The 25415-nt window shown below is 37.4% G+C and carries 23 protein-coding genes; 10 read left to right on the top strand and 13 right to left on the bottom strand.

Features of this window, described 5'->3' with window-relative positions; genetic code table 11:
• Window positions 1-68: 68 nt before the first annotated feature.
• The gene (locus tag I6J02_RS16780) at window positions 69-1865 is read right to left on the bottom strand and encodes a hypothetical protein (RefSeq protein WP_201678980.1); all 1797 of its coding nucleotides are present in this window, start codon (window positions 1863-1865) and stop codon (window positions 69-71) included.
• Between the two features lie 247 nt (window positions 1866-2112).
• On the opposite strand from I6J02_RS16780, the gene I6J02_RS16775 reads away from it, so the two are divergent.
• The 5 genes from I6J02_RS16775 (at window position 2113) to I6J02_RS16755 (ending at window position 6560) form a co-directional block, all read left to right on the top strand.
• Window positions 2113-3183: a hypothetical protein gene (locus tag I6J02_RS16775; RefSeq protein WP_201678979.1), complete on the top strand. Its 1071-nt coding sequence runs from the start codon at window positions 2113-2115 to the stop codon at window positions 3181-3183.
• Window positions 3180-4499: a TPM domain-containing protein gene (locus I6J02_RS16770; protein WP_201678978.1), complete on the top strand. Its 1320-nt coding sequence runs from the start codon at window positions 3180-3182 to the stop codon at window positions 4497-4499. The genes I6J02_RS16775 and I6J02_RS16770 overlap by 4 nt, the downstream gene beginning before the upstream one ends.
• Window positions 4500-4726: 227 nt before the next feature.
• A complete protein-coding gene (locus I6J02_RS16765; RefSeq protein ID WP_201678977.1) occupies window positions 4727-5410 on the top strand; it encodes a hypothetical protein in 684 nt (227 codons plus the stop codon).
• Window position 5411: 1 nt separating this feature from the next.
• Complete coding sequence (locus I6J02_RS16760; RefSeq protein WP_201678976.1) at window positions 5412-5966, top strand: hypothetical protein; 555 nt, start codon at window positions 5412-5414, stop codon at window positions 5964-5966.
• 57 nt (window positions 5967-6023) lie between these two features.
• A complete protein-coding gene (locus I6J02_RS16755; protein ID WP_201678975.1) occupies window positions 6024-6560 on the top strand; it encodes a hypothetical protein in 537 nt (178 codons plus the stop codon).
• A gap of 321 nt (window positions 6561-6881) precedes the next feature.
• Here I6J02_RS16755 and I6J02_RS16750 read toward each other — a convergent pair whose 3' ends face one another.
• The 3 genes from I6J02_RS16750 to I6J02_RS16740 are packed head-to-tail and all read right to left on the bottom strand — an operon-like array spanning window position 6882 to window position 11180.
• Window positions 6882-8126, bottom strand: a complete 1245-nt coding sequence (locus I6J02_RS16750) for a hypothetical protein (protein ID WP_201678974.1) — start codon at window positions 8124-8126, stop codon at window positions 6882-6884.
• A gap of 17 nt (window positions 8127-8143) precedes the next feature.
• On the bottom strand, window positions 8144-8710 hold the full coding sequence (locus tag I6J02_RS16745; RefSeq protein ID WP_201678973.1) for a hypothetical protein: 567 nt from the start codon (window positions 8708-8710) through the stop codon (window positions 8144-8146).
• A 7-nt stretch (window positions 8711-8717) separates the two neighbouring features.
• The gene (locus I6J02_RS16740) at window positions 8718-11180 is read right to left on the bottom strand and encodes an SEL1-like repeat protein (RefSeq protein ID WP_201678972.1); all 2463 of its coding nucleotides are present in this window, start codon (window positions 11178-11180) and stop codon (window positions 8718-8720) included.
• A 173-nt stretch (window positions 11181-11353) separates the two neighbouring features.
• On the opposite strand from I6J02_RS16740, the gene I6J02_RS16735 reads away from it, so the two are divergent.
• On the top strand, window positions 11354-11980 hold the full coding sequence (locus tag I6J02_RS16735) for a hypothetical protein (RefSeq protein ID WP_201678971.1): 627 nt from the start codon (window positions 11354-11356) through the stop codon (window positions 11978-11980).
• A 79-nt stretch (window positions 11981-12059) separates the two neighbouring features.
• Here the strand turns inward: I6J02_RS16735 and I6J02_RS16730 are convergent, their stop codons facing one another.
• Window positions 12060-13187, bottom strand: a complete 1128-nt coding sequence (locus tag I6J02_RS16730) for a hypothetical protein (protein WP_236582091.1) — start codon at window positions 13185-13187, stop codon at window positions 12060-12062.
• Window positions 13188-13825: 638 nt separating this feature from the next.
• On the opposite strand from I6J02_RS16730, the gene I6J02_RS16725 reads away from it, so the two are divergent.
• From I6J02_RS16725 to I6J02_RS16710, 4 genes are all read left to right on the top strand, one after another.
• On the top strand, window positions 13826-14083 hold the full coding sequence (locus I6J02_RS16725) for a helix-turn-helix transcriptional regulator (protein WP_201678970.1): 258 nt from the start codon (window positions 13826-13828) through the stop codon (window positions 14081-14083).
• Window positions 14084-14201: 118 nt separating this feature from the next.
• Entirely contained in the window at window positions 14202-14609 is a 408-nt protein-coding gene (locus tag I6J02_RS16720) for an ORF6N domain-containing protein (protein WP_236582090.1), read from the top strand.
• A 176-nt stretch (window positions 14610-14785) separates the two neighbouring features.
• On the top strand, window positions 14786-15538 hold the full coding sequence (locus I6J02_RS16715) for a phytanoyl-CoA dioxygenase family protein (RefSeq protein WP_201678969.1): 753 nt from the start codon (window positions 14786-14788) through the stop codon (window positions 15536-15538).
• Between the two features lie 50 nt (window positions 15539-15588).
• Complete coding sequence (locus I6J02_RS16710) at window positions 15589-16311, top strand: YqjF family protein (RefSeq protein ID WP_201678968.1); 723 nt, start codon at window positions 15589-15591, stop codon at window positions 16309-16311.
• Window positions 16312-16335: 24 nt separating this feature from the next.
• Here I6J02_RS16710 and I6J02_RS16705 read toward each other — a convergent pair whose 3' ends face one another.
• From I6J02_RS16705 to I6J02_RS16670, 8 genes are all read right to left on the bottom strand, one after another.
• Complete coding sequence (locus tag I6J02_RS16705) at window positions 16336-16851, bottom strand: hypothetical protein (RefSeq protein ID WP_201678967.1); 516 nt, start codon at window positions 16849-16851, stop codon at window positions 16336-16338.
• Entirely contained in the window at window positions 16851-17720 is an 870-nt protein-coding gene (locus tag I6J02_RS16700; protein WP_201678966.1) for a WG repeat-containing protein, read from the bottom strand. Before I6J02_RS16700 ends, I6J02_RS16705 begins: the two co-directional genes overlap by 1 nt.
• A 12-nt stretch (window positions 17721-17732) precedes the next feature.
• On the bottom strand, window positions 17733-18677 hold the full coding sequence (locus I6J02_RS16695) for a leucine-rich repeat domain-containing protein (RefSeq protein ID WP_201678965.1): 945 nt from the start codon (window positions 18675-18677) through the stop codon (window positions 17733-17735).
• Window positions 18678-18679: 2 nt separating this feature from the next.
• Complete coding sequence (locus tag I6J02_RS16690) at window positions 18680-19750, bottom strand: preprotein translocase subunit SecD (RefSeq protein WP_201678964.1); 1071 nt, start codon at window positions 19748-19750, stop codon at window positions 18680-18682.
• A 24-nt stretch (window positions 19751-19774) separates the two neighbouring features.
• A complete protein-coding gene (locus I6J02_RS16685) occupies window positions 19775-21193 on the bottom strand; it encodes a serine hydrolase domain-containing protein (RefSeq protein ID WP_201678963.1) in 1419 nt (472 codons plus the stop codon).
• 31 nt (window positions 21194-21224) lie between these two features.
• Window positions 21225-21863 (bottom strand): RDD family protein, encoded by a 639-nt coding sequence (locus tag I6J02_RS16680; protein WP_201678962.1) that lies wholly within the window; start codon window positions 21861-21863, stop codon window positions 21225-21227.
• Between the two features lie 213 nt (window positions 21864-22076).
• Window positions 22077-24386: a mechanosensitive ion channel family protein gene (locus tag I6J02_RS16675; RefSeq protein WP_236582089.1), complete on the bottom strand. Its 2310-nt coding sequence runs from the start codon at window positions 24384-24386 to the stop codon at window positions 22077-22079.
• A gap of 187 nt (window positions 24387-24573) precedes the next feature.
• Entirely contained in the window at window positions 24574-25413 is an 840-nt protein-coding gene (locus I6J02_RS16670; RefSeq protein WP_201678960.1) for a glycerophosphodiester phosphodiesterase family protein, read from the bottom strand.
• Window positions 25414-25415 lie beyond the last annotated feature (2 nt).

The raw sequence follows: 25415 nt of genomic DNA, 5'->3' as shown, positions 1-25415 counted from the left end.
AGACTACATATTAAGAGACTTTCTCATTTTTCTGGCAAAAGATTTAATTCAATACAGATCAGCAAATGCTATTCGCCTAAAAAGGCTTCCAGGTCATCTTCTTGTCCCAATCCAAATTTCTTCTTCAATCGGTACTTGAACATCCTTACGCTCTGTGGTTCTATATGCAGCACTTGTGCAATCTGCTTAGTGGTCATTTTGAGATAAAAATAGGTACAGTATTTCAGATCCAGTGGGGTTAATTTCTGTACCGCTTTATCACTTAACTTGTTGAAGAAATCAGGATGGAGCTCCTGTACCTGCATTTTAATTTCTTCAAAGTCCGTCTGTATCAGCATTTCTTCTTTGATCAGTTTTTGGATAAGTCTGGATTCTCCTGTTCTTATTTTTTCCTGTATCTGTTTGAACGTTTCGTTTTTACGGTCAATAATCAACGAATTAGCCAGAGCTTCCTTTTCCAATTGCTGCTTTCGGATGTCTAATAATTCCTGTTCTGCCTTTAAACGTGCCTGCTCTTCATGCTCTAATTTCAACAGCATCTGTGCTTGCAGTTCAGCATCCTCCTTTTCCTGTGCTAACTTTTTCTCCCGTTCTATGGAATACCGAAGCTTGAAGTGGTAGGAAATGAACATGAATATCAGCCCAATAAGTAATGCAAAGGCTATACCTCCATAAAGGTAGTTTTGCTTGCGGCGGAAATCTTCCCGTTGTTTTGATAGTTTCAGTTCTTGGTCTTTCTTTGTAGTTTCATATTGGACTTCCAGCTTTTGTGCATTGAAAAGCTGTTGCTCGTTGAAGGATTTCTTTAATAAATCTTCTGCTCTTTGCTGATAAGTTAACGCCACTTTTAGATCGTTCCTTCTACCAGCGAGTTCTGCAAGATCTTTATTGACGGCGTACTCCAATCTAAAAAAATTACCATTGGCATTCATCAATTGGCTCAGACCTTGCAGGAGATATTTCTCTGCAAGTGTAAAATTTCCCTGCTTTTTAGCGAAACCACTCTTAATTCCGAAAACGTTCATCCATTTTTCAGATGTGGCTTTTTTGTTCACCAATTTTTCTTCAACAAGCCCAAGGTATTCATAGGCTTTTTGTTCGCGGGTAGAAAGTTGTTCCGTTGAAAAATCCAGATAATAATTTGCGATATTTATGCAGGTAATTACAAAAGTATTTCCACTCACTTTTTCAGGATTTAGCTTTTGCTGTTCAAACGAATTATTCAGATAATAAAAACTACTATCAAGTAAGTCTTTATTTTTCTCCTTTTTATACCGCGTGAGATACATGCTTGAAATTCCATTGCTGATATTGACCTGCAGGTTGATGTTTTTTGCTTTTACGGCATAATAACGGGCTCTTCGGATATAATGCTCCATTTTATCACTATCATCCCATTTACTGTAAGCCCCATACAACAAATAGTTCAGATGATATTTGGTAGCAAGGTCTTCATCTGTGTTTTCAACCTGTTTTAAACCTTCCAGGGCATCTCTCACCACCGCATCCGGCATGTCCATCCTGTTATTTAGAAAAGCTTTGGCACGATAAGCAACCGCCAATGCTGTCTTACTTTTAGCTTTTTGAGCATTTTTCATACTCAAGTCAGCAAGCTTCTTGGCTAAAAGCAAACTGTCCATAGAAACATAGATGCCACTCTGGTAAGCATACAGATAGGCAAGATCAGCTGGTTTTTCGGTAATATTTATGCTGGAATGCAACAATTTACTAGCCTCCGATGATCGATTTTGTAATTGATATTCATCGAACTCATCCAATATCTTCTTTGTGGAGGACTCGATATGTTGTGCTTTTGCGGAAGAACAGAGCAAGAATATTATAATGTGATACAGGGCAACTCTCATTTTTACACTTATTTATATCTACAATTAGAAACAAAATAATGAAAAAAGCAGGCTATATCCCAATTGTTCGCTGTTAAAACACCTTATCTACAGACAAGGTAATCCAATGATTTTCAATTGTTTTTGTTACGTGTAGATACTTTGTATATACAGCAAAAAATCATGTAGATGCTATGTAAAGGATTAAACAGGTTTTATTTTCCGGTTATACCGATTTTTGATTTTATTGACAACTAATATAATTGTTATGAGAAGAATTTTTTTATTCGCATCAAGCATTGTTTTGCTGTTTGTATCCTGTAGTAAAGATAATGACAAACCTGAGTATGACACCCTGTCATTCTATGTACACGGTGCCGGAATACAGATGCTGCAGGATGAAACTCGTGCTATGTATATGAAAAATAAGCAAATTGTACAGCTTCCCTCTATATCAGGAGAATCGGCTATCGCATCGGATATTTATGTATCGGGTGAAGATGTCTATATCATCGGGGCAACAGTCGAGGTTGAGGATTATTCTTACACCCCCGTTAAAGCAGTACTATGGAAGAATGGTCAATTGCATGAACTCCATACCCCAGCTTCAAAAAGTGCAGTGGCGCAAGCTGTTTTTGTTTCCGGGAACGATGTATATGTGGCGGGACATTATGTGCCATCAGCTGAAAATGCCAAACGTCAGGCAGTCATTTGGAAGAATGGAGTAATAACCCAAATTGGCAACAGTAACATCAACACTCGATTGGAAGACATATTTGTGTCCGGAAGCGATGTTTATGTGGTGGGTTATGAAAATCAACAAGGAGGAATTGTATCTAAATATTGGAAAAACGGTGTAGAAAAGGTGCTTTCCAAAGCGGGAATAACGACATATGCTAAAAGCATATGGGTGGACAATTCGGATGTGTATGTAGTAGGTTATGCAGATGCCACCGGAGACCGAAGTATGAAATTATGGAAAAACGGTGTCCCAACCAATCTGATATCTGGGAAATCCGTTATCCGTGGACTTAGTGTCACAGTAGAGAATGGGGATGTGTATGCCACGGGCTACGAACAGGTAGGAAGTAATTACGTCCCCCGAGTGTTTAAAAACAATGAGCTACTTCCCATTCAGCACTCGAATAGCGGACATACATACGCTTTTTCTACACAGGTTGTAGAGGGGAATGTCTATGTATCCGGGCAACAAGATGAGAGCGGAGCATTGAAGCAACAAATTTGGGAAAATGGACAAGAAATTGAACTTTTGACTCCCACCGCGACGCAAATAGGATTGCAGTCTGTTTTCATAGTTAAAAAGGACTTAAAACCATGAAAACAGACCACGACTGTCTTAAACAAATGCTAAACTACATGCGTAATATTTTCATCATATTGGTGTACTGCTCTTTAGCATCTAATTCCTTTGGACAGACTAATCCTATCCAACAGGAATTTGTAATAAAGAGGCAACGCATTTTTGACAATGAAAAGATTTTCACTGCAGGTGAGATTCGGCAATTGGACAGTAATATAGCTCAATATTGGAAAAAGGAAGTTGCCGATATAGTTATTGTAACCATTGATGATCGACATACCACTAAAGAAAATTTTGACAATTATGTGCGTCAGCAATTGACAGGTTACGCATCGGGAAATTTGGACAAAAATAATGGTATTGTGATTGCGATCTCCAAAAAACTACGCCGGATTCGTATCGAAAACGGATATGGCATAGAAAAGGTTTTGAGTAACGCAGCTACCAAAAAAATCATTGATGAACAGTTTATCCCAAAATTCAAGGAAGAAAAATATTTTGAAGGCACGCTAAACGGGCTGAAAACGATTATCAGCAATGTAGAAAAAGTAATGAATGAAGAGGATTTTATCCATGTGTCATCTATCTTCACGCCTTCGATTTTTAAAAAGATAAGAGCTTTTGTGCTGGCAAATGGTGAGCCCCAAACATTCCGCAATCTGGACAGCAATAATCCTTCCTACAGCTTCACTTCGCTGGATGTGTTCCTCGGACCGTCGAGAAAAAATTCCTTTGTGCTGAAAGATTTTCGGGAAGAAGATTATTATGAAATGACCATCCGGGATAATGATAGCAGTTATTATCAGTTTATTTATTTTGAAGAGACTGCGCCTGAACAAACATTTATGCATAGGAAAATGCTACCCGGAAAAATCTACTGGTGGCATGCCGGCGATAAACTTCTTTCATCGGATGTATGGCCTTTACTCGCACAGATAGAGAACGAGATAGCTCAAAAATCAGTTGTGAATGAAGCAAAACCTTTTGACAAATATGACTGGATATTGAAACAGGAATTTCATCCCATGGAACATCGTTATGCAGATATTGAAAACAACGATACCTTGTCATTTGATGGGAATTGTTTTTCTGTCAATGGAAAGCAGGCAGGTACATTTCATATGAATCCAACCGATCGCATATTGTCATTGCAGTTAAAGGATGGGAAACAGCCTTCATTTGCTATTTTCAAGTTGGATCAGAGTTACAATTACCGCTATCTCTTCAATAAAGAAGGCCGAAAGCTTTACCTAGTTCCATTGGACGAGAGAGAGGAAAAAGACCTTATCTGTGTAGAGGGACGTACGTTACTGCTTAAAATAGTAGAACCATAAAAAGGATGAAGTTGGCAGATATGATAATCATATTTTTAAAAACTGATACTGTACCGAAAAACAAATGAAACCGCCATCTCCATTTCAAAAAACAGCATTAAGGCCAATACTGCACTTGTGGCCAAAGCAGCAGGATTAATCGAATGTAGAAGATGTCCATCTTTAGACAAAATTGATCCAAATAAAATTGATAAACCCTTATATACCAACAAACAAAAAGAAGAAATATGTTTTTTGTAATCACTAAAATAGAACAGGGATCTTACGAAAATGATAAGTTACAAAATCCAAAGAACCTTGGAAACCCAATGGTACTAGTTGTTTTCAGACAATTGACCAGAACCGCCATTTTTTCGGTACATTCCAAGAAAGCATTTGGAGAATTCTATGATAAAGTAACACAAAAGAAGATTGCACATCGATCCTGGACACCTGAAATGAAATCATTTGCTAATCAAAAAATTGTCCAGGCTCCAAAGCCACTCTTTATATTCAAACTCACAATTCTAGGTTGGATATTTATCATGCTTGTCATAACCACTTTTGCGCTGATTATCTATCAGGAAGTAAAGCCTCCCCTACCAAAATCGGCTGAATATGTGGCTATGGAGCAAGTTCCTGTAGCGGGAAACATTTACTTTGGACACTATGAAGTTTTTAAGGAATCTGGAGATCGTATCGCTTCGGATATAGGTTTTGGCTGGTTCAAGGTTGTCAAAGTGGAAGGTGACACATATTATATCGCCAAATCTATGCAGATGAACAAAACGCATAAGCCAAAAGAGGAACTGAATAGCACAGACTTTGAATCCGATGGCACTGCAACCACGATCACTGAACAGGCTGGCTACATGATCAATATGAAAGCTGTGGACGGCAAGATGGAAATCTATATCACGGACAAAAAATAATATGAAAACGAAACAAATAATGGGTATAATCGCATTCGTTATCGTTGGAAGTATTGGGCTTCTTATCTTTATCATATACGCTACGGTGAAGACAAAATCCACAAGCCTTAATAAGTACGAACCGTACAAAGAATGGGTGGGTAAGACGGTCACGATGAATAAGGAAACGATACTATTTAAAGACAAAATTCCGACTAACGACAACAGCGATTATCCATATAGTCTATTAGACAGCATGCATCCTCAATGGCGGTATGTTGATGAACGAAAAAGCATTGGTGATATCAAAGAGATAATGAGTTTTCCGACAGGTACAGTGGTGAAGTTGGAGAAGGCAATCCAATACACCAACGGTGTGTCAGGTTCATCCTACCCGACGATCTTTGGAACAATAACTGTTGATGGGATTGATTACAAAGTAGGTTATCAATGGGGAGAACGCGACCTGAGCAAGGCATTCGAGAAAATCGAAAAATGCTGGTTTTTTCATCAGGCACCCTGGCAGACTTCTGCCGACAGGTATTTCTATGCGTTGCCTACGGCTGGTTTTTGGTAAAAGAGTAACAGTTGAACACAGTAAAAAAATTATAGAATTCCAAATAATTTCACTCGTATGAATCCAATAAATATTTTGTTTTTTGCAATTGCTTCCATTATCGGAATGGAAGATGCTAGTATTGTCAGTCGAAAAGTGAGCATTACAATTAATCCTGTTGACAAAACTTTTGAAATTCTACAGGAAGATCTTTTTTCAATTATTATATTACCGGATGACAGCCTGAGGGTAGCAAATGAATTAAGGAAAATCGTAGAATTCGGGACGGATGATAGAAAGACAAATATTAATGGTCTGACTATAGAAAAGATAGTTCTAATAGACGATAAGCAACAATTGAACGCTGCATTGAAAGGCAGTTACACTGATCCGAAAGTACTTGCTGAAGCGGGAATTTATTTTGATACGGTGACGCACGAATTTGGAATGATCAATATTCCCGACTGGAACATACGTTCATCTGACTCCGTATTGAAGGATGATACATGGGTTTGGACAAGTCAAAAATCATTCACATTTGTAATGGAACCCTTTCAAAGTATTCCGAAGGAGTATATTGAATATAGGCGGAGTATGCTGTCGTATTGGAAATAATGAATGGAAAGTCGAAATGTTTGATGTTTGAAGTTGATCTTAGAGAGAATTAGATATGGCATCTTCTTAACCGCTGCCAGATGTAAGAAACATACTCTCTGCACCTTTAAGAAAAGAAGTCATTACCAAATACAACCAATTGGATAATGAATATCTCACGAAAATAATATCGCAACCTGTTTGGTAAAATCTTAGGAAGAGATGCATTTTTTCGCGGTCCGATTTTGACGATTTTCAATAAAAATACCTGACTACAAGCTATCAAATTAGTTTTTATTCAAACTCAGCATGAGAAACGGAACAACAAAAGCAGACTACAACTTAGCAGTTGTAGTCTGCTTCAGGGATGTAAACGTCCAGTCCGAAAACTTCACGCAGCTGACCGGCATAGCTGTCAAAGGCATAACAATCTCCGTAGAAAACTGTATCTGTATGTTCCTTATCTTTTAGCTGAACCTCAAAGCTCGCATATCCCGGACCTTTGGCAGGCAACAGGTTATAAAAGCAGATCCGTTTTATATCATGTATATCATAGATCAGACACATTTCTTCACCAGCAAACCCTATTTTACCATTATTCTTATCCAACCAGATTCCACTTTTGTTACCAAGTGTTTTCCTGATTAAAGAAGGCAATGCAAATACATTTATATTTTTACGGTAGTCCTCAACGATCTCACTGGCTATACCCAATTTAATATACGCGTCCATATGCAAGTGATCATCTGTGTAATCCGGATGATCCAGCAAATCCGGGTAAGATCTGTTGTTCTGTATACTCAATGATGTGCTGCCATCATCATAGCCCTCTTCTGTATCATAAGTGTAAGAGATGGATAGCCATACATCCTCTATATCAAAGGTAAGGTACTTCTGGTCGTCACGTTCATAGCCACAGGCATCTATATCTATAGGAATATGTTGCATCCACTCTGCTTTGATTTCGTAATAACTCATATCAGTATGTGCCTCGTTGTACAATGCACATATATAATGCTGTACCGCAATATCTGTACGTTCATTATCATAATAGGCTTCCAGACCTTCCACAACCATGTTACCTATACGTACCGGATAATCAAATACAAATACTTTAATATCGTAGTCCGATTTTTCAATATGCCCTACATTCAAAGTTTCCAATTCATCATACGATGTATCCCAGGACACAAAGTGAGGAGCTGATGTCATCACCTCAAAACCATCTGTATAATCTGCAACATCTCCTTGCAGAATGCTGTAATTACGGGAATATTTTTTCAGCCAGATCCGTTTCTTTATATCGTTTGTTTGTCCGGTCACCTTATAGAATACCGTATCATCAAAACCAAAACGTAAGGAGAGTTGGCGGTATACCGTATCAAAACCGTTCAAAAGCCCTGATATATAACATTGCCGGTGATCGAATAAAAAGAGATAAGGATCTCCGCCTAGCACTTCTGCATAAGCATATTTGAGTTTGCTCAGATCTACCTGTTCCATATTCCCGTATTCCAGGAAATACAGCTGCTCTCCTTCTATATATATTTCTTTTTTATTCGCTGCAAACATATCTAATATTCCCATCTATTTCTCTTATCTGACTATTCCCATACCAGCTCCGCCTTATACAAGATCTTTTTATCTACTACATTATAATCTTTATCATAAGTAGTTGTATAAAAAATTAGATAAAGCGGTGTTTCTATATCTTTCAAAGATACTTGTTTATCCAGAGCCAGCAGATCTATTTTGGCAACAGTTCTGCTCGCAGTCCAATGATCCAGAGTTCCTTTTGGATTACGATCAAAACGATGATCATCTGCTGCTGTAAAATACCAGTAGCTAGGCGCATCATTACTTATAAACAGAGACTGTTCTGCATTAAAACGCCCTTCCGCCATACCTGTGTTCTCAAACCATTCAACCTCCAGATCAGCTTCACCAATTGCAGATCTGTAGACATCATCATCAGTCGTTGCTCCTATCAGGAAAGCATCTGTACCGGATACCTCTACCTGAAAAGTAAACGGCAATTTCCGCAGGGTATAACAGTCTCCTTCAGCAACTATCTTTTTATTTTCCTGTATAATATTTACGTTTAACTCCTGTCCATAGGCAGACCACATATTCATGATAAGTGCTGCTATTCCTATTATTCTTCTGACCATCTTTTACTTATTTATATTCTTCACTTACTTCCATATCGTATTCTTTTGCATATGCTATCCAATGTTTAAATTTTTCAGGATCAGCATAGGCCGGATCATTTTTGTAATAGTATAATAATCTTTCCAAGCCGTAGAAATACTGCCCCTGAGACATTGCCTTCTCATAATTTTCAACAGATTTTTTCGCATTTTGCTTCACTCCGTACCCATAATCATATAGAATGCCATAGTAGATAGCAGAAAAGGTATCTCCATAATCTTTTCTAAGGTAACGCAACAGGTTTGTATAGTCTTTCTTTTGATAGTAGATCTCTGCCATATTCTCTACTCTAGGATGCCGCTTCTTTTCTGCTTTTCTGTAATAGTCCAGTGCCCGATCATAATCCAGCTCTACATGACCATAAAAATAGAGATCTCCCAGATTGGCCAGAGCTAATCCGTTCCCAAGCTCAGCTGCCTTTTGGTAAGCCACCATAGCTCTCTCCATATCTTTGGGGTAGCCTATTCCATTCTGATACAGATAGCCGATATCATTCCATGCTGCCGGAAAATCTTCCATAGCAGCCTGCTCATAATATGTGACACCTAATGGAATGTTTTCGAATTGTTCATCCATTGTATAGATACTTCCCAGTTCAAACATCATACGGGCACTCCCCTGTTCAGCACCCAATGTATATAGTCTGATCGCATTTTCCATATCAGCAGATCGGGCAAAGCGACTTGCTTTCAGATAAAGAGTTTCCTGATCAAAGTAAGATTCGTAACCTTCACCTATAAGTTGTGTCCAGCTCCGGTAGTAATCCAGAAAATAACGCTGATCATTTCCTCTCAACGCATGATTATTCTCATGTAACTCTCCCATCTGATCGTTGCCGACTTCTTTGATCTGACGATCGTAATCCAGCGTCCACATAGTATCTCCTGCAAAAAGACATAAAAATTGAGTTTGATAATCTATCGCTTCACACACATAATCGTACAACTGGCTCATTATCCCAGTTTTATAATCATAATATCGCATGTGTGTCCCCTGCGTAATCCGCAGGAATTCCATATGGCAATGTTCGATCTTCGTATTTTCAACAGACAGGGGTATCAGCCATCTGTCTTGTAAGGCATCATAAAGACCATTAGCACCCTGATTTGTCACGATAAATACATCCGGCATATAATTGTTTAAGGAGTCAATCCCTATCCTTTCGACTCCCTCGCCTCCCAGACGTATCACCTGATGCCGGATATCGTAGATATACCAGGCTTTATTTTTGAGATAAGCTATACTGTTGTAATTATCCAATACAATAATCCGGTCAATTTCATCTTTGAAAACGGCACCTTCCGGATTCAACACGCTGATTTTTTTATGAAATTTATTGGGTTCTACCCAATAATAACCATCTGAAATATTGCGCAATACATCTTCCGGATAGGCTCCCATGTAAATACCGGGTAAGGTATAATAATGTCTAAGCGCAGAACCCTTTTCCTTTTTTAAAACCAGATCAGGATATTGAAATTCGTAAGGAAAATCGCTTTGCCCTGGGATAATCTGTTCATTTTTAAAATTTAAGAGTGTATAGAATCCATTCGTATTTGCATTAAAGAGTCCACGGTATAATTCTTCCAACTGCGTATATTGTACAGGAATACTGGAGTTCCCGGTCTTTAAATTGATAAGTCCTGACTTCCCTTGATTTATCACTATAGCGAAGAGTTCTTCTTCTATCAGAAAGGCATCGAAAGCATCCTCATACTGACAGGGAATAATGAGTTCCCCGTTATCTTTGAGATATCCGTACAAATCATCTTTCATCACGACAGCTACACCTTCGTTTGTAAAGTTGTAAATATCATCGTAAACTGGATTTACCAGAATATTCCCTTTATTGTCTTTGAGTCCATAATATTCATTTTGTTCAAAAACTTCAGCTCCGCTTTCCTTATAAGCCTCTTCATTCCAGTATCCTAATCCATAATTGATCCAGTCATACTGCAGCATATCCAGAAATGTAGCATGACCCGACTGAACCAGTATATCATTCAAGAAACTCAGGTCCTTTTCAGCAATAGCCTTATAATAAAGTTCGGTTTTTTCACGGATCTCCACTACCCAATCTTTTGACTGATTACTATGCTTTTCTTCGCTCATATTGAATACATCCGTTGCATCCATCACAAAAGTATCGTAGGGCAGATTTTCTAAAAAACTGAACATTGTATTTACCGGTTCAGTATATGCCTTTTCATGGTGAAGTTGATACGTTTCAGCCAGAAGATGGTAGAATTGACGCAGCGCAATAATCCCGGACTCCCGATCAAAATAAAGTCGGGTCCCTTTACTTCGCGGATTTGCAGAAAATAACGGAAACAGTAATTCAGGAATGACATAATTCCACTCGCCGAGATAATGAGGGTAATTCTGTCTGGTTTTCAGATCAATATTGTACGTATAGATGCGGTGTGCCATATGTTATATTAATACTGTAAAATAACATAAAATTAGGAGTGCGGGATATCCCTGATTTCCGCTATTTTTTCCCTTTTTATCTGTCAAATATATTAAGCAATATTTTAAGTTCTGATGTAGCATCTAATTCCTTCTGGTCGTTATCCATACAAATCAATTTATTCGTAAAAAACATGAAGAACCTATTGTTTACCCTGTGCACCCTTTTATTGGTGCTTTCCTGTAAAAAAGAAGAAGTATACAGTCCATGGAAATTAAAAAACGGACAGATCGTTGAAATACAGGTCAGTCATAAATACGGTTCAACAGATAACCAATTATTGTTATTGCCGGGAAAGGAACCTATAGATATACCTTTGTATGACTTTAATGAACGGGAAACGGGATATAGTTATAAAGTGAAGGCCAAAATGGTGGGTCTCAAAGAACCACCAATGGATGGATCCTCCTATTACTTTGAATTTATGAAAGTGCTGAATAAGGAAAAATACAACGGAACTGAAACCTTTACCATCCCCCTTATTCGTTCTGTTATGCCCGGAGGACCTTATATCTTAATCCGTAAAAAAGAAGGCAAATATTATTTTGAGGGAGAAAAGCTCATCTTGAAACCATTGAATACTGAAGCTGCAGCAGAACTGGAGATGCTGTGGCAGGAACAAATGGATCTGGAAGCAAAATGGAAAGCAAATCAGAATGCAGTTCCAAAATGGCACATGGTCACTGCCAGAGTAAAACATGATCCTGATAATTTCGGAAAAGCCTATATAGTCGAGAAACTTACTTTTACGACCCTATAGTTTTTTACAAATACAGTCGGCTTAATAAAAATTGAGCCGACCGTATTTAAGCGGTATTAGGGTACATGGATATTTGCGTTTAACCTTTAGGTGCATACGGCAGAAGCGTAATAAATTCAAGCAGACCTGCTAAGAATTGCTGAACTTCCTTGTATATACTCTTCTGTTCATAGGGAACCTTTTTATTGCTGAGTACGGCTTCCTCCCATTTCATAAGTTCCTCTCTCCATTCCTTCCGTGTTCGGGTCCCAAACATTTCACTCAGATATTTCAAAGGTTTTTTGCCTTCCTTTACAGTCTGTAATGTTATCTCCTGAAGTATATGAGCCGGAATATTCCATTCCAACTCCGGATCTGTGTTGCTGGATATGCTATGTTGTAAAAATACATAAGCGCTATCTATTATAAATATAAAGTCATGGAAGTAATGGAGTACATTGGCCGGATCATGATGGTATTTCCAGAAATCATTATGGTACAATACTTTATACGAAGATGATAAGGCATGTTGCAAATTTTCTTTTTCAGAATAGGTAAACATATCCGTTAACTGATGCTGATATATATGAATTTGCCGTATACCAGCTGTGTCATCTTGTTGATATTTTTCCAGAATAAGAAGATCCTCAGCTGAACATTCTCTTCTCTTTTCCTGATCATGAATGATATATAAAGCATCTATAAGCCTGCTCAGGTAGTGGTAGCGATCAACCAGATATTCATTCAGAGAAGGTGAATATTCCACACATGTAGGATGTAATCCTTCAAACAGAAATTCAAAAAGATCGATGCGGACTGAAAACAGTTTGTCTTCTCTATAAGATTGTAATACTATTTTATATGCATTTAGCAAAGCCTGTTGCTCTAAGGGTTTGATGACGGGTCTTTTCAGATCCGTTTGCTTTGCCATAAATTTGTCTGACAAAGATGACCTTATTTCCTGCTCCGGCCGTACAAGAGATATCAGCCAACCGGCTTCTATCAATCTCAAAATAGATTTATACAGATTACAGATTTTAAGAGGAGAATCATAGCGTGTCCAGTAATGCGGACGCATAGCCACTGTAACCAGATCCCATAAATGCTCCTGCATACGAAAGCAGGAAGAAGTATCTCCAAAAACATCATCCAATACAGTAAAAGGATTACAGATTTCTTCATCGGTCAGCAAGAGTGTATAATTTATATCATATGTATAATGTCTCATATACTTGGGCTTAGCGGAATACCTTTCTTATCTTACATGTTCACAACACCTTACGAAGAGAACTATATAAGTTTTCAGAATCAATTAATTTAAAAAAACCAAACCCCTCCTTTTAAGAAAGTATCAAAAAATATGATACAAGTTACTTGCTTTGGCAGAAAAAACAATCTATCTTTAATGAGCTAAAAAAAAGAAGAACAATTGATTTAACCATTTGAAGCAAGGGATTTCTTATGGAAGAGAGGTTGGTCTACAGACGAAAGCAAAGGGGCTTTCTTATTTCTTTTCTGTTGTAGAAAGGAAATACTACGATTTCCGGTAAAAGGAATATCGTACAGCCTTTTTTGCTGTCTGTAATAGGATAAACGCCCTATTCTGGCGGACAGGATATGTTCTTTTTATGGAATTGCGCATCGTGCCGTACATCTGTTTCGGGATGTATATGACGATCGGGATTAATGGTTATGATATGAATAACGTATGTTTTCATAATCTCTCTCTTTAATTAGTATAGCGAAATATTCTATAAAGGGTGTAAAGGCTCAGATTTTACTGACAGTAAAAACTTTACACCGTATTTAATTTTCGCTACATGATAAACAAATATACAAAGTTGATTTTAAAAATCAACAATAATTATGAAAGAAATTAAAACAAATCGAATAAAAGACGTTCTTGAAGAGAAAGGCGCAGTAAATAACGATCTGGTCAGACATCTCAATGTAAAGAAGGAAACGGTTTCGAGATGGGTTAACAATAAGCAACAGCCGACTGTAAATACCCTAAATGATATCGCGGAATACCTGCGTGTAGATATCCGTGACTTGCTGTATCCAAGCGACTGGAAAGATAGTAGTATACCTCCGTTCGAAAAAGACAAGAGCAAAAAGAAATAATGGTATTTAGGATTTCTAAGCCTCTGTTTGAAATCATGCTGAACTGATAAAAAAGCAATCTTCTTTACCAAAAGATAATTACGGTATCTGCACAGTCTTAATCAACAAATACAAAGCTATGAATAGAAAAGACCAGATACAAAATGTACTTTCTGACGAAGTTCTTATTGATAAGATATATCTCATCAGAGGACAGAGAATTATACTGGATAGAGATTTAGCTCAACTTTATAATGTAGAAACCAGGGTACTCAAACAGGCTGTCCGTAGAAATATAGACCGGTTTCCTGAAGATTTTATGTTTGAAATGTCTGATAGAGAGTTACAAGATTGGAGATCACAAAATGTGATCTCCAACTCTGATAAAAAGGGATTAAGATATTCTCCGTTTTGTTTTACAGAACAAGGGGTGGCGATGTTATCATCTGTACTAAACAGTAAACCTGCTATTCATATTAATATACAGATAATGCGTATTTTCACGCGTTTACGTCAGTTATTACCGATAACACTCAAGCTCAATTAGAAATCGCAGAACTAAGGAATACAGTAGAAATGATTATAAAAAAACAGAACAGCTATGACCAAAGCTTAGATACTCTCTTTAATTGTCTGGATCTCTTACACGATAAAATGGAGTTCAGAAAACAAGAAGAAATAGAGAAAATTGGTTTTATTATCGGGAAAAAGAAATAGAAAAAGATGGAAAAGATACTTTTCTATAAACAAGTTTTGGAGGAAAAGGGATATGTCATTATCAATGCCGTATATTCAATAGAAGAAATAGATCAAATGATCATAAGTATTGAAAATACCGAAAGGAATAAAGATACATTCCGTCAATCTACCGATCTATTTGCTATCAGACAGGTTCTTAAGGAAATTCCGTCTCTTTATAATATTGTTTTCACCCCGAATCTCCGGAAAGTAATTAGTAACCTGTTTGGAAAAAACTATTTTTCAGTCAAAAGCATATATTTTGACAAACCTGAAACATCTAACTGGTATGTCGCTTATCATCAGGATCTGACCATTTCAGTGGATAAAAAACTGGACATACCGGGTTTTACGTCATGGACTGCAAAACAAAGACAATTTGCTGTGCAGCCTCCTTTGCCTGTTTTGGAAAATATCTTTACTGTCAGAATCCATCTGGATCAAACAAATGAAAACAACGGTGCACTGAAAGTAATTGAAAAGTCTCACCTCAAAAACATATACAGACCGGAAACAATCGATTGGCAAATCGAAAAAGAGTATACCTGCGATGTTGAATCTGGTGGAATTATGATTATGAAACCGTTGCTTCTTCATAGCTCAGGCCGGACAACAAATAATCGAAAACGAAGGGTTATTCATATAGAGTTTGCAGACCTTGAACTGCCGGATGGATTGCAATGGTCTGAAAGAATAGATCTGAATACGGCAAAAATAGTCAAAACCGAATACAGCTAAATGAAAAACAACAGATATTAGCATTAATTAAGAAGCTCCTGATTACAGATATGAATGCCATTAAACAATTACTAACAGATATCGGACACAGACCCTGGGACATGCCTGCTTCAAAATGGCAGTATTATCAGGAATGGAACGATGCGCTGTTTCTGCATTTTGAGATTGACTATGACCACCTTCGTAAGCTGGTTCCGGCTGCTTTGCATATCGATAGTTTTGATGGAAAATATTATATCTCTTTGGTAGCATTTAAGATGCAAAATATACGTCCCCGAAATCTGCCTCCTGTAGGATTTATATCTGATTTTTATGAAATAAATGTCAGAACCTATATTGATAATGACCAGAAAAAAGGTGTGTATTTTATCCACATAGAAGCAGAAAAAGCACTTTCCGCATTTGTAGCCCGAACGCTGTCCGGGCTTCCATACCAAAAATCTGTAATAGCACGCCAAACGGATCTGTATACGAATACGAATATAAAAAAGAATTTTAACCTGCATTCGGACTTTCAAATTCTCGATAAGGTAGCTGAAAAATCCGCACTGGATATGTGGCTGACAGAACGATACTGTCTTTATCTCGAAAAAAAATCCGGGTTATGGAGATATAACATCCATCATAAAGAATGGGAAATACACCATGTACATTTGACTAATCTGGAGGTTAACTATAATTTCGGAGATATTAAACTTTCTCCAATAAAAATGACAAAAGCGCATTATTCTCCAGGAGTAAAAGTGGTCTCCTGGAAGGCTGAAAAACTTTAGTCCGGATCCTCAAAAGGATTCTTCCTACAGTGCCATCAGTAAAATAAAAAGTAAGAAGTATACAACTGTAAACCGTTCAGACCATTTTTCCTTATATCGATAGGTACACAAGACATTCAGACACATGATCGTAAAATAAAAAATTAAGGTAAGGAACTGAACGAACAAACCCGGCTTTGTAATACTGTAAAATACATCAACGGCTTTATCTTTATTTCCAAATCCTATATAAAGAATCTGTTTTCCAGTATTTAGGTTTCCGGCGTCTCCTTTCAGAATGTAAAAAATAATCGGAGTATTACTTTTAATCGGGTCATTCTTAAAGAGTGTTAATATTCCTCTTCCGGGATGATAGAACATATTATCATACTCTGCCACACGAAATTTATAATATGGAATGCGTGTTCGGGTTTTTATAAGTTCGGTAACAGTACCAGTCACCGGAACTAAAGTATGATAACGATAAAGAGCTTTGAGTGGAATATACAGCATACCGATCACTGATATAAGAATAATCCAAGATCTTAAGCTGTTCTTCATTAGTTTAAGTATTTATACGATTCTTCAATCTTTTCTTTACGAATCAATTTCCCATCAAAACTAAAGTAATAGTAGTGATCACCTTTTTTAAACTGCAACTCCTTCTCTGTCTTATAGACTTCGGTATATGTAGATGGGATGAGTACCTTTTTATGATAATCCATTAGCCCGTAATTATTTCCTTCTTTTATAACAAAAGAAACCGGAGTAAGGTAGGAAATAGAAATATCTGCAGGCTGAAGTATATACGTACCTTGCGGATCTATTACAGCGGTTTTATTTCCTATTTCAGCCATAGCTAACAGACTTCCGTTATATCCTTTTTCGAAAGCATAAATCTTATCAAATTCAAAACTCACCTTCACATTATTATGGGTATCAATTATACCGGATTTGTTATCCTTCTCGGCAACAATCAGATTCGCATCAATTGGATCTAACCAACTATATGCTAAAGGCACTGTTATTTGATTCCTTTCGTTGATGACGCCATATTTGTTATTCTTTCCGACAATAATTACGTCATTACTAACCGTTACAAAGCTGTAATTAGCCTCTAATGGAATGATTACCTTTCCCTTACTATTCAGTAATCCGTATTTTTCGGTGCCAGGAATATGCTCTTCCTTTCTTCGTCCGTCCGGGTAATGATCATGTTCGGCTCTCGAAACGATATAATATTTGTCGTCGATAAGATAGGTTGCCGTACAAAATTGCGGAGGAACGACTTCTGTTCCGTCTTCCAGATAATAACCGATATATCCCTGCTTTCTGTCATTCACGGGCACTAATGCAGGATCCGTCTGTGCACTTACATACACGTGCATGAATACTGTTATCAGCATAAGTAGGGTTTGTGTAGGTCTCATAATTCATGCAGTTTAGTAATATACATCTATAGTAGAGAGCATGGCCTGTATCTTTTCCTGCTGGATATTGTTCAGTCCCAGATCATGTAGATAGAACAAACCTCTCCATTTAATATTGTGCAGCGAATTGATAAAGGTTTTAGGATCTACCGGATTATTTCCGAAGTCTACAATTACTAATCCTTTCATTGCTTTCAGCTGATCAGGAAATGTCTTAAATGCATTGCCAGACAATGATAATTCTTCAAGTTTCAACAGCTTTGTTATAGAAGCAGGCAAAGTCGAAATATTGGTATAACGTATACTCAGATCAGTTAGTTCCGGGAGTTTGGCAAACTGATCGGGTATTGAATTTATTTTCTTAGGACTTTTCACCTGATTTCCAATCTGCAGAGGACCTGCTAAATAAAGTTTTGTCAACTTTGACAGCGAAAAAATCTCTTGCGGAAATTCTTCAAATCCTGTTCCATAAAGAGATAATAGCTCCAGGTCAGACAACTGCACTATAGATGAAGGAAGGGCTTTCAAATGCTCATTGTAATCACACTTTAATATTTTAAGAGTAGTAAACCGGCCAATACTTTCGGGAATACTGTCCAGCTTATTTCTGGAAAGATCCAATATGCGCAATTTTTTGCTTGGGGATAATATCTCCGGTAGTTTAGTAAGATTATGATGCAAGGTAAGCTCCTCTAAATGAGGAGTGAGATTAAATATCTTGTCAAGAATATCCTTGTCCAATGGCGCACTTTCCTTATTTAATGCAAAGATCTCTATACATTTGATCTTATCAAGATCAAATGTATTTATTTCGGTGGCCTTATTGAGAAAGAGTGTCGAATCGTTTATTAATTTCAATTTTACTTCTCTTATTACTGCAGGGCTCATCACTATCTCCTGACAAATTGAAAGGACTGGCAATAAGAATAGAAGTGTCAGACTAAATAACTGTTTCATAATTATTGATTTGGAAGCATGGGAACCGGAACTGTTGTAGTAGGAATAGCTTCATCACTCGCTGAATCAATTTTTTTTAAACCATTATATTTATAAGATTTATCTGGTTCTTCGCACGTGGTATAAAACATACTTCCTGATACCATATTCGCTTGTCCGTAATCAAATCGTTCCTGATAACCCGATTGAAGCTTATTGTACTTCCGGAGAAAGCGATCATCATTATACTCATTCTGTTTGTAGTATTCTTCACTTTCAAGATAGTCCTTACTGATGTATTGATTGGTCTTTGCATCGTAATCATGTGCTTGGCCATCCGGATACGGAAAGCTGTTGTAATGGCGGTTGGCAAATATAGCGTCTTCCAGGTCTTTCTTTTTAAAATATTGAGCTTTCCAATCTACTATAGCTGGCCATTCCTTGTCATCTTTGACATCATACTTTCGCGAAAATCCGTCACTGTCCTGATATCCATCTCCCTTTAACCATAATTCTCCGTCTTTATTATATATAAGGGCTGCAAAATCCTGGTAAACAGATTTTGGTTTATTGTATATAACAATAAAGTCATTATACTCCGGAGCTATCGTATACAACCAGGAAACATTAGAATTTTCTATTTCTCCCTCCTGCTCCTGGCCTCCCTGAGAAAGACTAAGTTGCTGAAAACGATGCGCTCTTTTATATACGAACGGAGCATCAAAACAATTCGCGTCTTGATTGAAAACCCGTTGTATACCACCCTTATCAAATTGGGCAAAAGTAGTTCCGTCTTCAAAACCTGTAAAATTAATGCTCACGCTATCGGCCAGACTTCTATTCTCGTAAGCAAAAACTTCAAATAATTCAGGCTTATCCGGATAAAAAAGAAGATGGTCTTTCTCGAAACGATATGTACCAAATACAGCCGTTGCATATCCGTAAAGCAAAAAATGCCCGTCATCAAAAAGACAAATGCCATCATTTCCTCCATAACGTCCTTCATATTTTTTATATCTGGTATCGTTTGGATTCTGTGCGGATAGATAAGATGCAGAAAGTACCATAAGTAAGATTATTATTTGTTTTTTCATACGACTTAAGATTGTAACGGCAGTTTATTTTGTGGTTTTGATTCCCGTAGCTATTGTATCAGCATATTCCGACATCTGTAATTTGATATTCCCGTTTTCTAACACCGTAAATTTTAATGCACTATCCATTCCTCCTTGTCTTATGCCCTGAAACTCATTTGCCGAAACAGGATAAAAACGCAGATCCAATCTGGTTCTGGAAGTATTATAAATAAGATGACCGTCTACATATGTCACCATATGATCTTCATCCGGATCTCTATTATCTTTATACCGGCCTTCATATTTTTTTATATCTGCTTCGGAAAGCTGGACCTTCTTTCTGAATTCTGTTTTCAGAGGCCGATTTTCCAATATCTGTGTGATATTGTTAAAAGGATACGAACCTAATTTAAAATTCTCTAGCACAAGTACCATTCTGTCTTTGACCACATCCCGGTAAAGAAGAGCTACATATCCACCCCAATTTCCAACATTTCCATAGGTGAAAATATTTTCTTTCTTTGTCAGATCAAAACCAAAACCATAGGGAATATTTTTACCATAGGCATTCTGTGTTACCTCTGTCATCTCCTCAAACTCTTGTTTACTAAGCAGTGTATTAGCTTCTAGAGCATTGAACCAGCTGTAGATATCTTTTACATTTGAACTAATCTTGGCTGCACCTACAATCCCATCCAGGAAATAGACTTTTTTTTCATTGTATGCGGTATCTTCAGGTACTACCTTACGGAAAGAGTTACGTGCCCACACATAACCGGTAGCATAATTCTTTATGTTGCGGGGATGGAGTCTGCTGTTATACACAAATGTGCTGTTCATCTTTAAAGGCTTAAAAATATGATCAGCCATAAAATCTGCATATTTCTCGCCTGACACACGTTCAATAATAGTGGCGAGCAATGCATAGCCTGTATTGTTGTAACGATACAGATTCTTTGGTTTGAATTGCAAAGAATCCTTTCTCTCTGCATAAAACCGGATCAGATCATCGTTGGTTGCAATCCGGCTATCGTCCCATTGCTTTGGCATATCAATAATAAATTCAGGCAGACCACTTGTATGACGCAGCAAATCATAAATAGTAACTTTATTCCAGAACCCGAGTTCAGGCAGATACTTTTCTATTGAATCTTCATAGTGCAACTTTCCTTGTCTTTTGAGCAGAACAATAGCTGCCGCCGTAAACTGTTTGGAAGCGGCCCCCAATTCAAATATTGTCTCCGGATTATTATACTCTTTCGTCTCTTCATTGGAATAGCCATAACCTTTTTCAAGGAGAATATTACCTTTATCTGCTATAAGAACTACTCCGTTAAACTGATTCTGCTCGTTCATCATAGAAAATATGCTGTCGAGTTGTTTACTCTGTTTTTGTTGCTGCTGTGCAAAACAAATGTTTACAAGTACAGACAATACGAGTATAATATTGATTTTTTTCATGTATAGGTTGACGAATATTATTTATTCGTTTCTATTTTTCAACAACAATAGTGCCTGCAATCATATCATGAGCAGCTTTTCGTTTATCATTGAACAATAGAATAACCGGAAGAACAGGAATACATTTGACTATACTTCTTACAAAATACTGAAATACAGACAGCTTACTGCCTTCATTATCCGAAATAATTTTAATAGACAGGGCTTTCTTACCTATAGTACCCTTAAAAAGTAATTCCATCAGGAAGAAATAAAGTATCCATAACGGGAAGAATAACAGGTAAAATTTGTTGTCAAAATAGTCCGGTAAAAGTTTGCTTAGGAAAGCTAATGGAAAATTAAGTAATGTTAAAACAACCATATCTATCAGGTAACTTCCAAAGCGCTTGCCTGCGGATGCCAAAGGAGCTTCCAGACTGTCTATCACCGCTGTTGAGGAGGTATATTCAGAAGCCGATAATACGGTAGAGGGAATATATGCAGTCTTACAAAACGTACACTCCAGTGTATCTCCCAATTTGCCCAAAGGAATAACCGGAATAAAAAATAAGGAGAAAAATCTCTGATTTTGTTTCAACTGATATGTGCGTTGTGTATTACATCTAGCGCATTCGAATTCTCCGGTTTTTACTGTTTTACCTACGGATTTTGTACCAAAAATGACAAGCATAAGATCTGTATTAAGTATTAAAAAAATAAATATAAACTCCTTATTTTAAATATTTTAAACCCTTTATAAAGGAATAAAAATCATAATAATACTCAAATAAACAATATTTTTTCTATTTGCTATCGATGTATTTTATATTCGCATCAGATGACCCTATATTCGTTGTTTATTTTATCATAATTGCCAGACAACCTTTGTCTTAAGTTCTTCACATTATTTTGTATTGATGATCGTTTTTGCTGTCGATACACTATAAAAATTAAGTTTCTGTTCCTCAAATTTTTGATATAAAACTTTGAGTACATCATTTCTGAAAGGTCCTGCATTTGCCGCAGCATTAATCCAGCAGCCCAGATTGAGATAGATCATATCTTCACTGACATCCTGCACACTTACATTAGTCCCGAGATCTTTGAGACAGTACGTACTGCTCTCCATGGCTTCAACGATCCAGGTGGTCGCTTCCGCAAGGTCAACCCTGCGGTCAACCTGTATTGTAAAACTTGTACGGCTGTAATCCTGAGACAACGTCCAGTTAACCAGCCTCCCAGATAATAAATCCCCATTCGGAATAATAACATCTGCGCCATCGCCGGTCTGCAATACGCTGGCGCGAATACCAATCTCTTTAACCCTCCCCTTTTTATCCGCCAGTTCAATCTGGTCTCCTACCCGGAAAGGCTTGTCAAAGACCAGAATGATACCTGACACAAAGTTATTGATTATATTCTGCATACCTAAACCAATACCCACACTCAATGCCCCAATGACAACCGTAAGTTTATCCAAACTCATTCCAAGAGCAGAAATTGCAAAAAAGAACCCTATCAGAATAATAGCTAACCGAAATAAAGGAAATAAAGTCAGTTTCTGGTTGTAGTCTCTGTTCAGTTTACCATTTTCACCACCAAGAATCAGCAGACTTATATTTTTCTGAAGCCAGTTGGTTACGAAAAGTAACAATACAGCAATACCCATATTTCCTATGGTAAATGACAAATTACCAATCTTGCGGATTTTGTTAAAAAACAGATCACTTGAAGTCAGCAGACGCTCTATAAACTGCAAATTGTTGGCAAAGACTATAATGGCCACTATAATACACAACAGTCTGAGGATGTCGGACAGAACTTTGATTGTGCGCTGTTCATTAAAACGACTCCAGAACCCTCCTTGTATACGATCTTTTTTAAACTGATTCCGTACATCGCGGCGGATCATTTCCGTAAAAAACTGTAGTGTAAATGATTGCGCAAAAGCTACTGCACAAGCCACACTAAAGCTACGTGCCAGATCTACATATCCGAGTGTATTGGAAACAATAGCCAGAATACTTAACACTATAACCAGCAGATATACAAAAGTGCCGATATAGCCCGGAGATTCCGGATTGCGAATCTTTTTCTTTGTATAAATCACCAGAACCAGCGCCATCAGGTTGAATAGAATACATACTCCTCTAAGGAATAATCCATCGTTGACAATCAGATTGGCAATGACAACCAAACTGTAAAACAAAAATATAAAGGCCAGCATCTTACGCTGTGTTCTGGATAGCTTGTCCAGCAGTAACAAGCTGAATAAAATCATGATCACAAGCTGAGAGGCCTGTATGAGAAAAGTAGGTGTGATAAATTTAACCAACGGTAGCAGTGTCAGTAGAAAGATGATTCCTTTCCCCAAAATACGCAGTAGTTTCCATGGATTACTGATCACTATGCGCCTCTTGTCGCCGGCGGCTTTTCTGGAAATAAATTCAACATTAAAAACCCAGTAGATATACCCTAATGTCAATACGATAAGTAAGATGCGCGATCCCCAGTCTGTATGATTGACATATAAATTAAGTGACCGTGTACTCGCATAGTTTTGCTTTATACTGTTTACAATATCATTTTTTGTGATTCCTTGTGTATGCGCACGCCAAAGCGAGCTTTTTGTTTTAACAGTTTCGGACTCATCAGATACACCATATGATGTAATAGCTTCGTTTATATCAGCGCTTATGGAGGGTGATTCGGAAATCATTTTTTTGATCTTTAATTCGATCGTATGCAGAGAATCCATCTTTGCACTTAATTCCCTTTCCGAATGGCTTAGTGTATTATTGAGTACCGGGTTTGCCAGCAAAGTTGGTTCATATTTCCTTTTCAATTCATGAAACTTATCTCTTGTGGAAATTAATCCCAGATTATAATTATTGATCGTATGCTCCATAGATCGAAGACGCACCATTTCAGCGGTTGCATCCTGATGCCATTTTTGTAGCGAGTCCAGAGAAGTACTATCCGATATTCCTGCATACTTTTTATAATTATCTTCTATTTTTGATACTACAATAGCGATATCCTTTGCCCGAATATTCGTAATGTATTCTATATTCAGGCTTTTCATTCCTGACTGTAAAGCTTCCAGATTATTAGACAATGAATCCGGATGAGTAGTCGATATAGAAACGGAATCCTGGGAATAAGCTGATCCGAGATACAATAAAAACGAAAGAAAAACCAATAACTTCTTCATAATTCTGTTATGCATATGAACAAAAATAAACTTTTAATAACAGGATGTCCATCTACTTTTCGAAATCAAGAAACAAAAATCCAACTCCAAAAGTTAAGGTCATCATAAGTTACAACAAAAAACTCCTGAAACGGATTGGTTTCAGGAGTACTGTTTAAAGAAATAACGTTTTTAAAAAGTTTCAGTGCTACAGTTTGTTCCACAACCCGGGATCGTCTGTCTGCACAACTCTGACAAAAGGATAACGCTGTATAAAATCTCTGTATACAGCTATTCCATTCTGTGAAGCCTTATCATCTGTCTCGCCTAAGCTATTGATCCAAAAGAAGACTCCTTTCTTTTTCTGTTCATTAAGATAATCCTTATCGGTAAAAGACTCGTCAATATGAATAATATGCGTCAATCCGGATTTAAGAATTTCTTTCAGGTCCTCCATATTACGGGCACGCGGAAAAAGAGTAATTTTCGGATTAAGTTTGTGCAAAGCATGCATATCAAGGTGATCATACAAAAAGAACATAACTTCATCTTCCATCTCTTGTTGGCGGATGAGTTCGTACGTTTTTTGCATGAATTCCTTACGCTCTTCCTTAAAGTCGATATCCATCACAATCTTTCCTTTACAAGCCTTCAATGCTTCTTCCAAAGTAGGTATGCGGTGTCTCCCTGCTTCACCATGCGCTGTCTCTCTAAGATAAAGCTGTTGAATCTCTGCATAGGTCTTGCTACTCACCTTCCCATTCCCGGTAGTAGTACGGTCGAGTGTTTTGTCATGCATCAGAATAAGAACTCCGTCTTTGGTGCTGCGTATATCCAATTCGACAAACGTTACCCCAAGCCGGATAGCTTCTTCAATAGCAGCTATTGAATTTTCGGGTGCAGTACGATGTGCACCTCTATGTGCAGCAATATGAATGTGATCAGGCGCCAGCTTATCTAACATAGCTGAAGGCTGCGCAAAAGCAGAACCAGAATTATTGAAAACCAGCAATAACAGAAGTACAGTTGTTTTTATATACGCGTTCATAT

Source organism: Sphingobacterium spiritivorum, from assembly GCF_016725325.1.
In the GTDB taxonomy this organism is placed as follows: Bacteria; Bacteroidota; Bacteroidia; order Sphingobacteriales; family Sphingobacteriaceae; genus Sphingobacterium.
Note: the sequence above shows the minus strand (reverse complement) of the source record. Positions and strands in the feature narration are given on the sequence as shown.

Bases quoted from the DNA above. Each gene is read 5' to 3' on its own strand.
- I6J02_RS16765 (WP_201678977.1), top strand. From the start codon at position 4,727: ATGTTTTTTGTAATCACTAAAATAGAACAGGGATCTTACGAAAATGAT.
- I6J02_RS16715 (WP_201678969.1), top strand. From the start codon at position 14,786: ATGGAAAAGATACTTTTCTATAAACAAGTTTTGGAGGAAAAGGGATAT.
- I6J02_RS16720 (WP_236582090.1), top strand. From the start codon at position 14,202: ATGAATAGAAAAGACCAGATACAAAATGTACTTTCTGACGAAGTTCTT.
- I6J02_RS16690 (WP_201678964.1), bottom strand. From the start codon at position 19,750: ATGAAAAAACAAATAATAATCTTACTTATGGTACTTTCTGCATCTTAT.
- I6J02_RS16705 (WP_201678967.1), bottom strand. From the start codon at position 16,851: ATGAAGAACAGCTTAAGATCTTGGATTATTCTTATATCAGTGATCGGT.
- I6J02_RS16740 (WP_201678972.1), bottom strand. From the start codon at position 11,180: ATGGCACACCGCATCTATACGTACAATATTGATCTGAAAACCAGACAG.
- I6J02_RS16725 (WP_201678970.1), top strand. From the start codon at position 13,826: ATGAAAGAAATTAAAACAAATCGAATAAAAGACGTTCTTGAAGAGAAA.
- I6J02_RS16770 (WP_201678978.1), top strand. From the start codon at position 3,180: ATGAAAACAGACCACGACTGTCTTAAACAAATGCTAAACTACATGCGT.
- I6J02_RS16700 (WP_201678966.1), bottom strand. From the start codon at position 17,720: ATGAGACCTACACAAACCCTACTTATGCTGATAACAGTATTCATGCAC.
- I6J02_RS16755 (WP_201678975.1), top strand. From the start codon at position 6,024: ATGAATCCAATAAATATTTTGTTTTTTGCAATTGCTTCCATTATCGGA.
- I6J02_RS16695 (WP_201678965.1), bottom strand. From the start codon at position 18,677: ATGAAACAGTTATTTAGTCTGACACTTCTATTCTTATTGCCAGTCCTT.
- I6J02_RS16750 (WP_201678974.1), bottom strand. From the start codon at position 8,126: ATGGGAATATTAGATATGTTTGCAGCGAATAAAAAAGAAATATATATA.
- I6J02_RS16780 (WP_201678980.1), bottom strand. From the start codon at position 1,865: ATGAGAGTTGCCCTGTATCACATTATAATATTCTTGCTCTGTTCTTCC.
- I6J02_RS16710 (WP_201678968.1), top strand. From the start codon at position 15,589: ATGAATGCCATTAAACAATTACTAACAGATATCGGACACAGACCCTGG.
- I6J02_RS16775 (WP_201678979.1), top strand. From the start codon at position 2,113: ATGAGAAGAATTTTTTTATTCGCATCAAGCATTGTTTTGCTGTTTGTA.
- I6J02_RS16745 (WP_201678973.1), bottom strand. From the start codon at position 8,710: ATGGTCAGAAGAATAATAGGAATAGCAGCACTTATCATGAATATGTGG.
- I6J02_RS16685 (WP_201678963.1), bottom strand. From the start codon at position 21,193: ATGAAAAAAATCAATATTATACTCGTATTGTCTGTACTTGTAAACATT.
- I6J02_RS16675 (WP_236582089.1), bottom strand. From the start codon at position 24,386: ATGAAGAAGTTATTGGTTTTTCTTTCGTTTTTATTGTATCTCGGATCA.
- I6J02_RS16735 (WP_201678971.1), top strand. From the start codon at position 11,354: ATGAAGAACCTATTGTTTACCCTGTGCACCCTTTTATTGGTGCTTTCC.
- I6J02_RS16760 (WP_201678976.1), top strand. From the start codon at position 5,412: ATGAAAACGAAACAAATAATGGGTATAATCGCATTCGTTATCGTTGGA.
- I6J02_RS16730 (WP_236582091.1), bottom strand. From the start codon at position 13,187: ATGAGACATTATACATATGATATAAATTATACACTCTTGCTGACCGAT.
- I6J02_RS16670 (WP_201678960.1), bottom strand. From the start codon at position 25,413: ATGAACGCGTATATAAAAACAACTGTACTTCTGTTATTGCTGGTTTTC.
- I6J02_RS16680 (WP_201678962.1), bottom strand. From the start codon at position 21,863: ATGCTTGTCATTTTTGGTACAAAATCCGTAGGTAAAACAGTAAAAACC.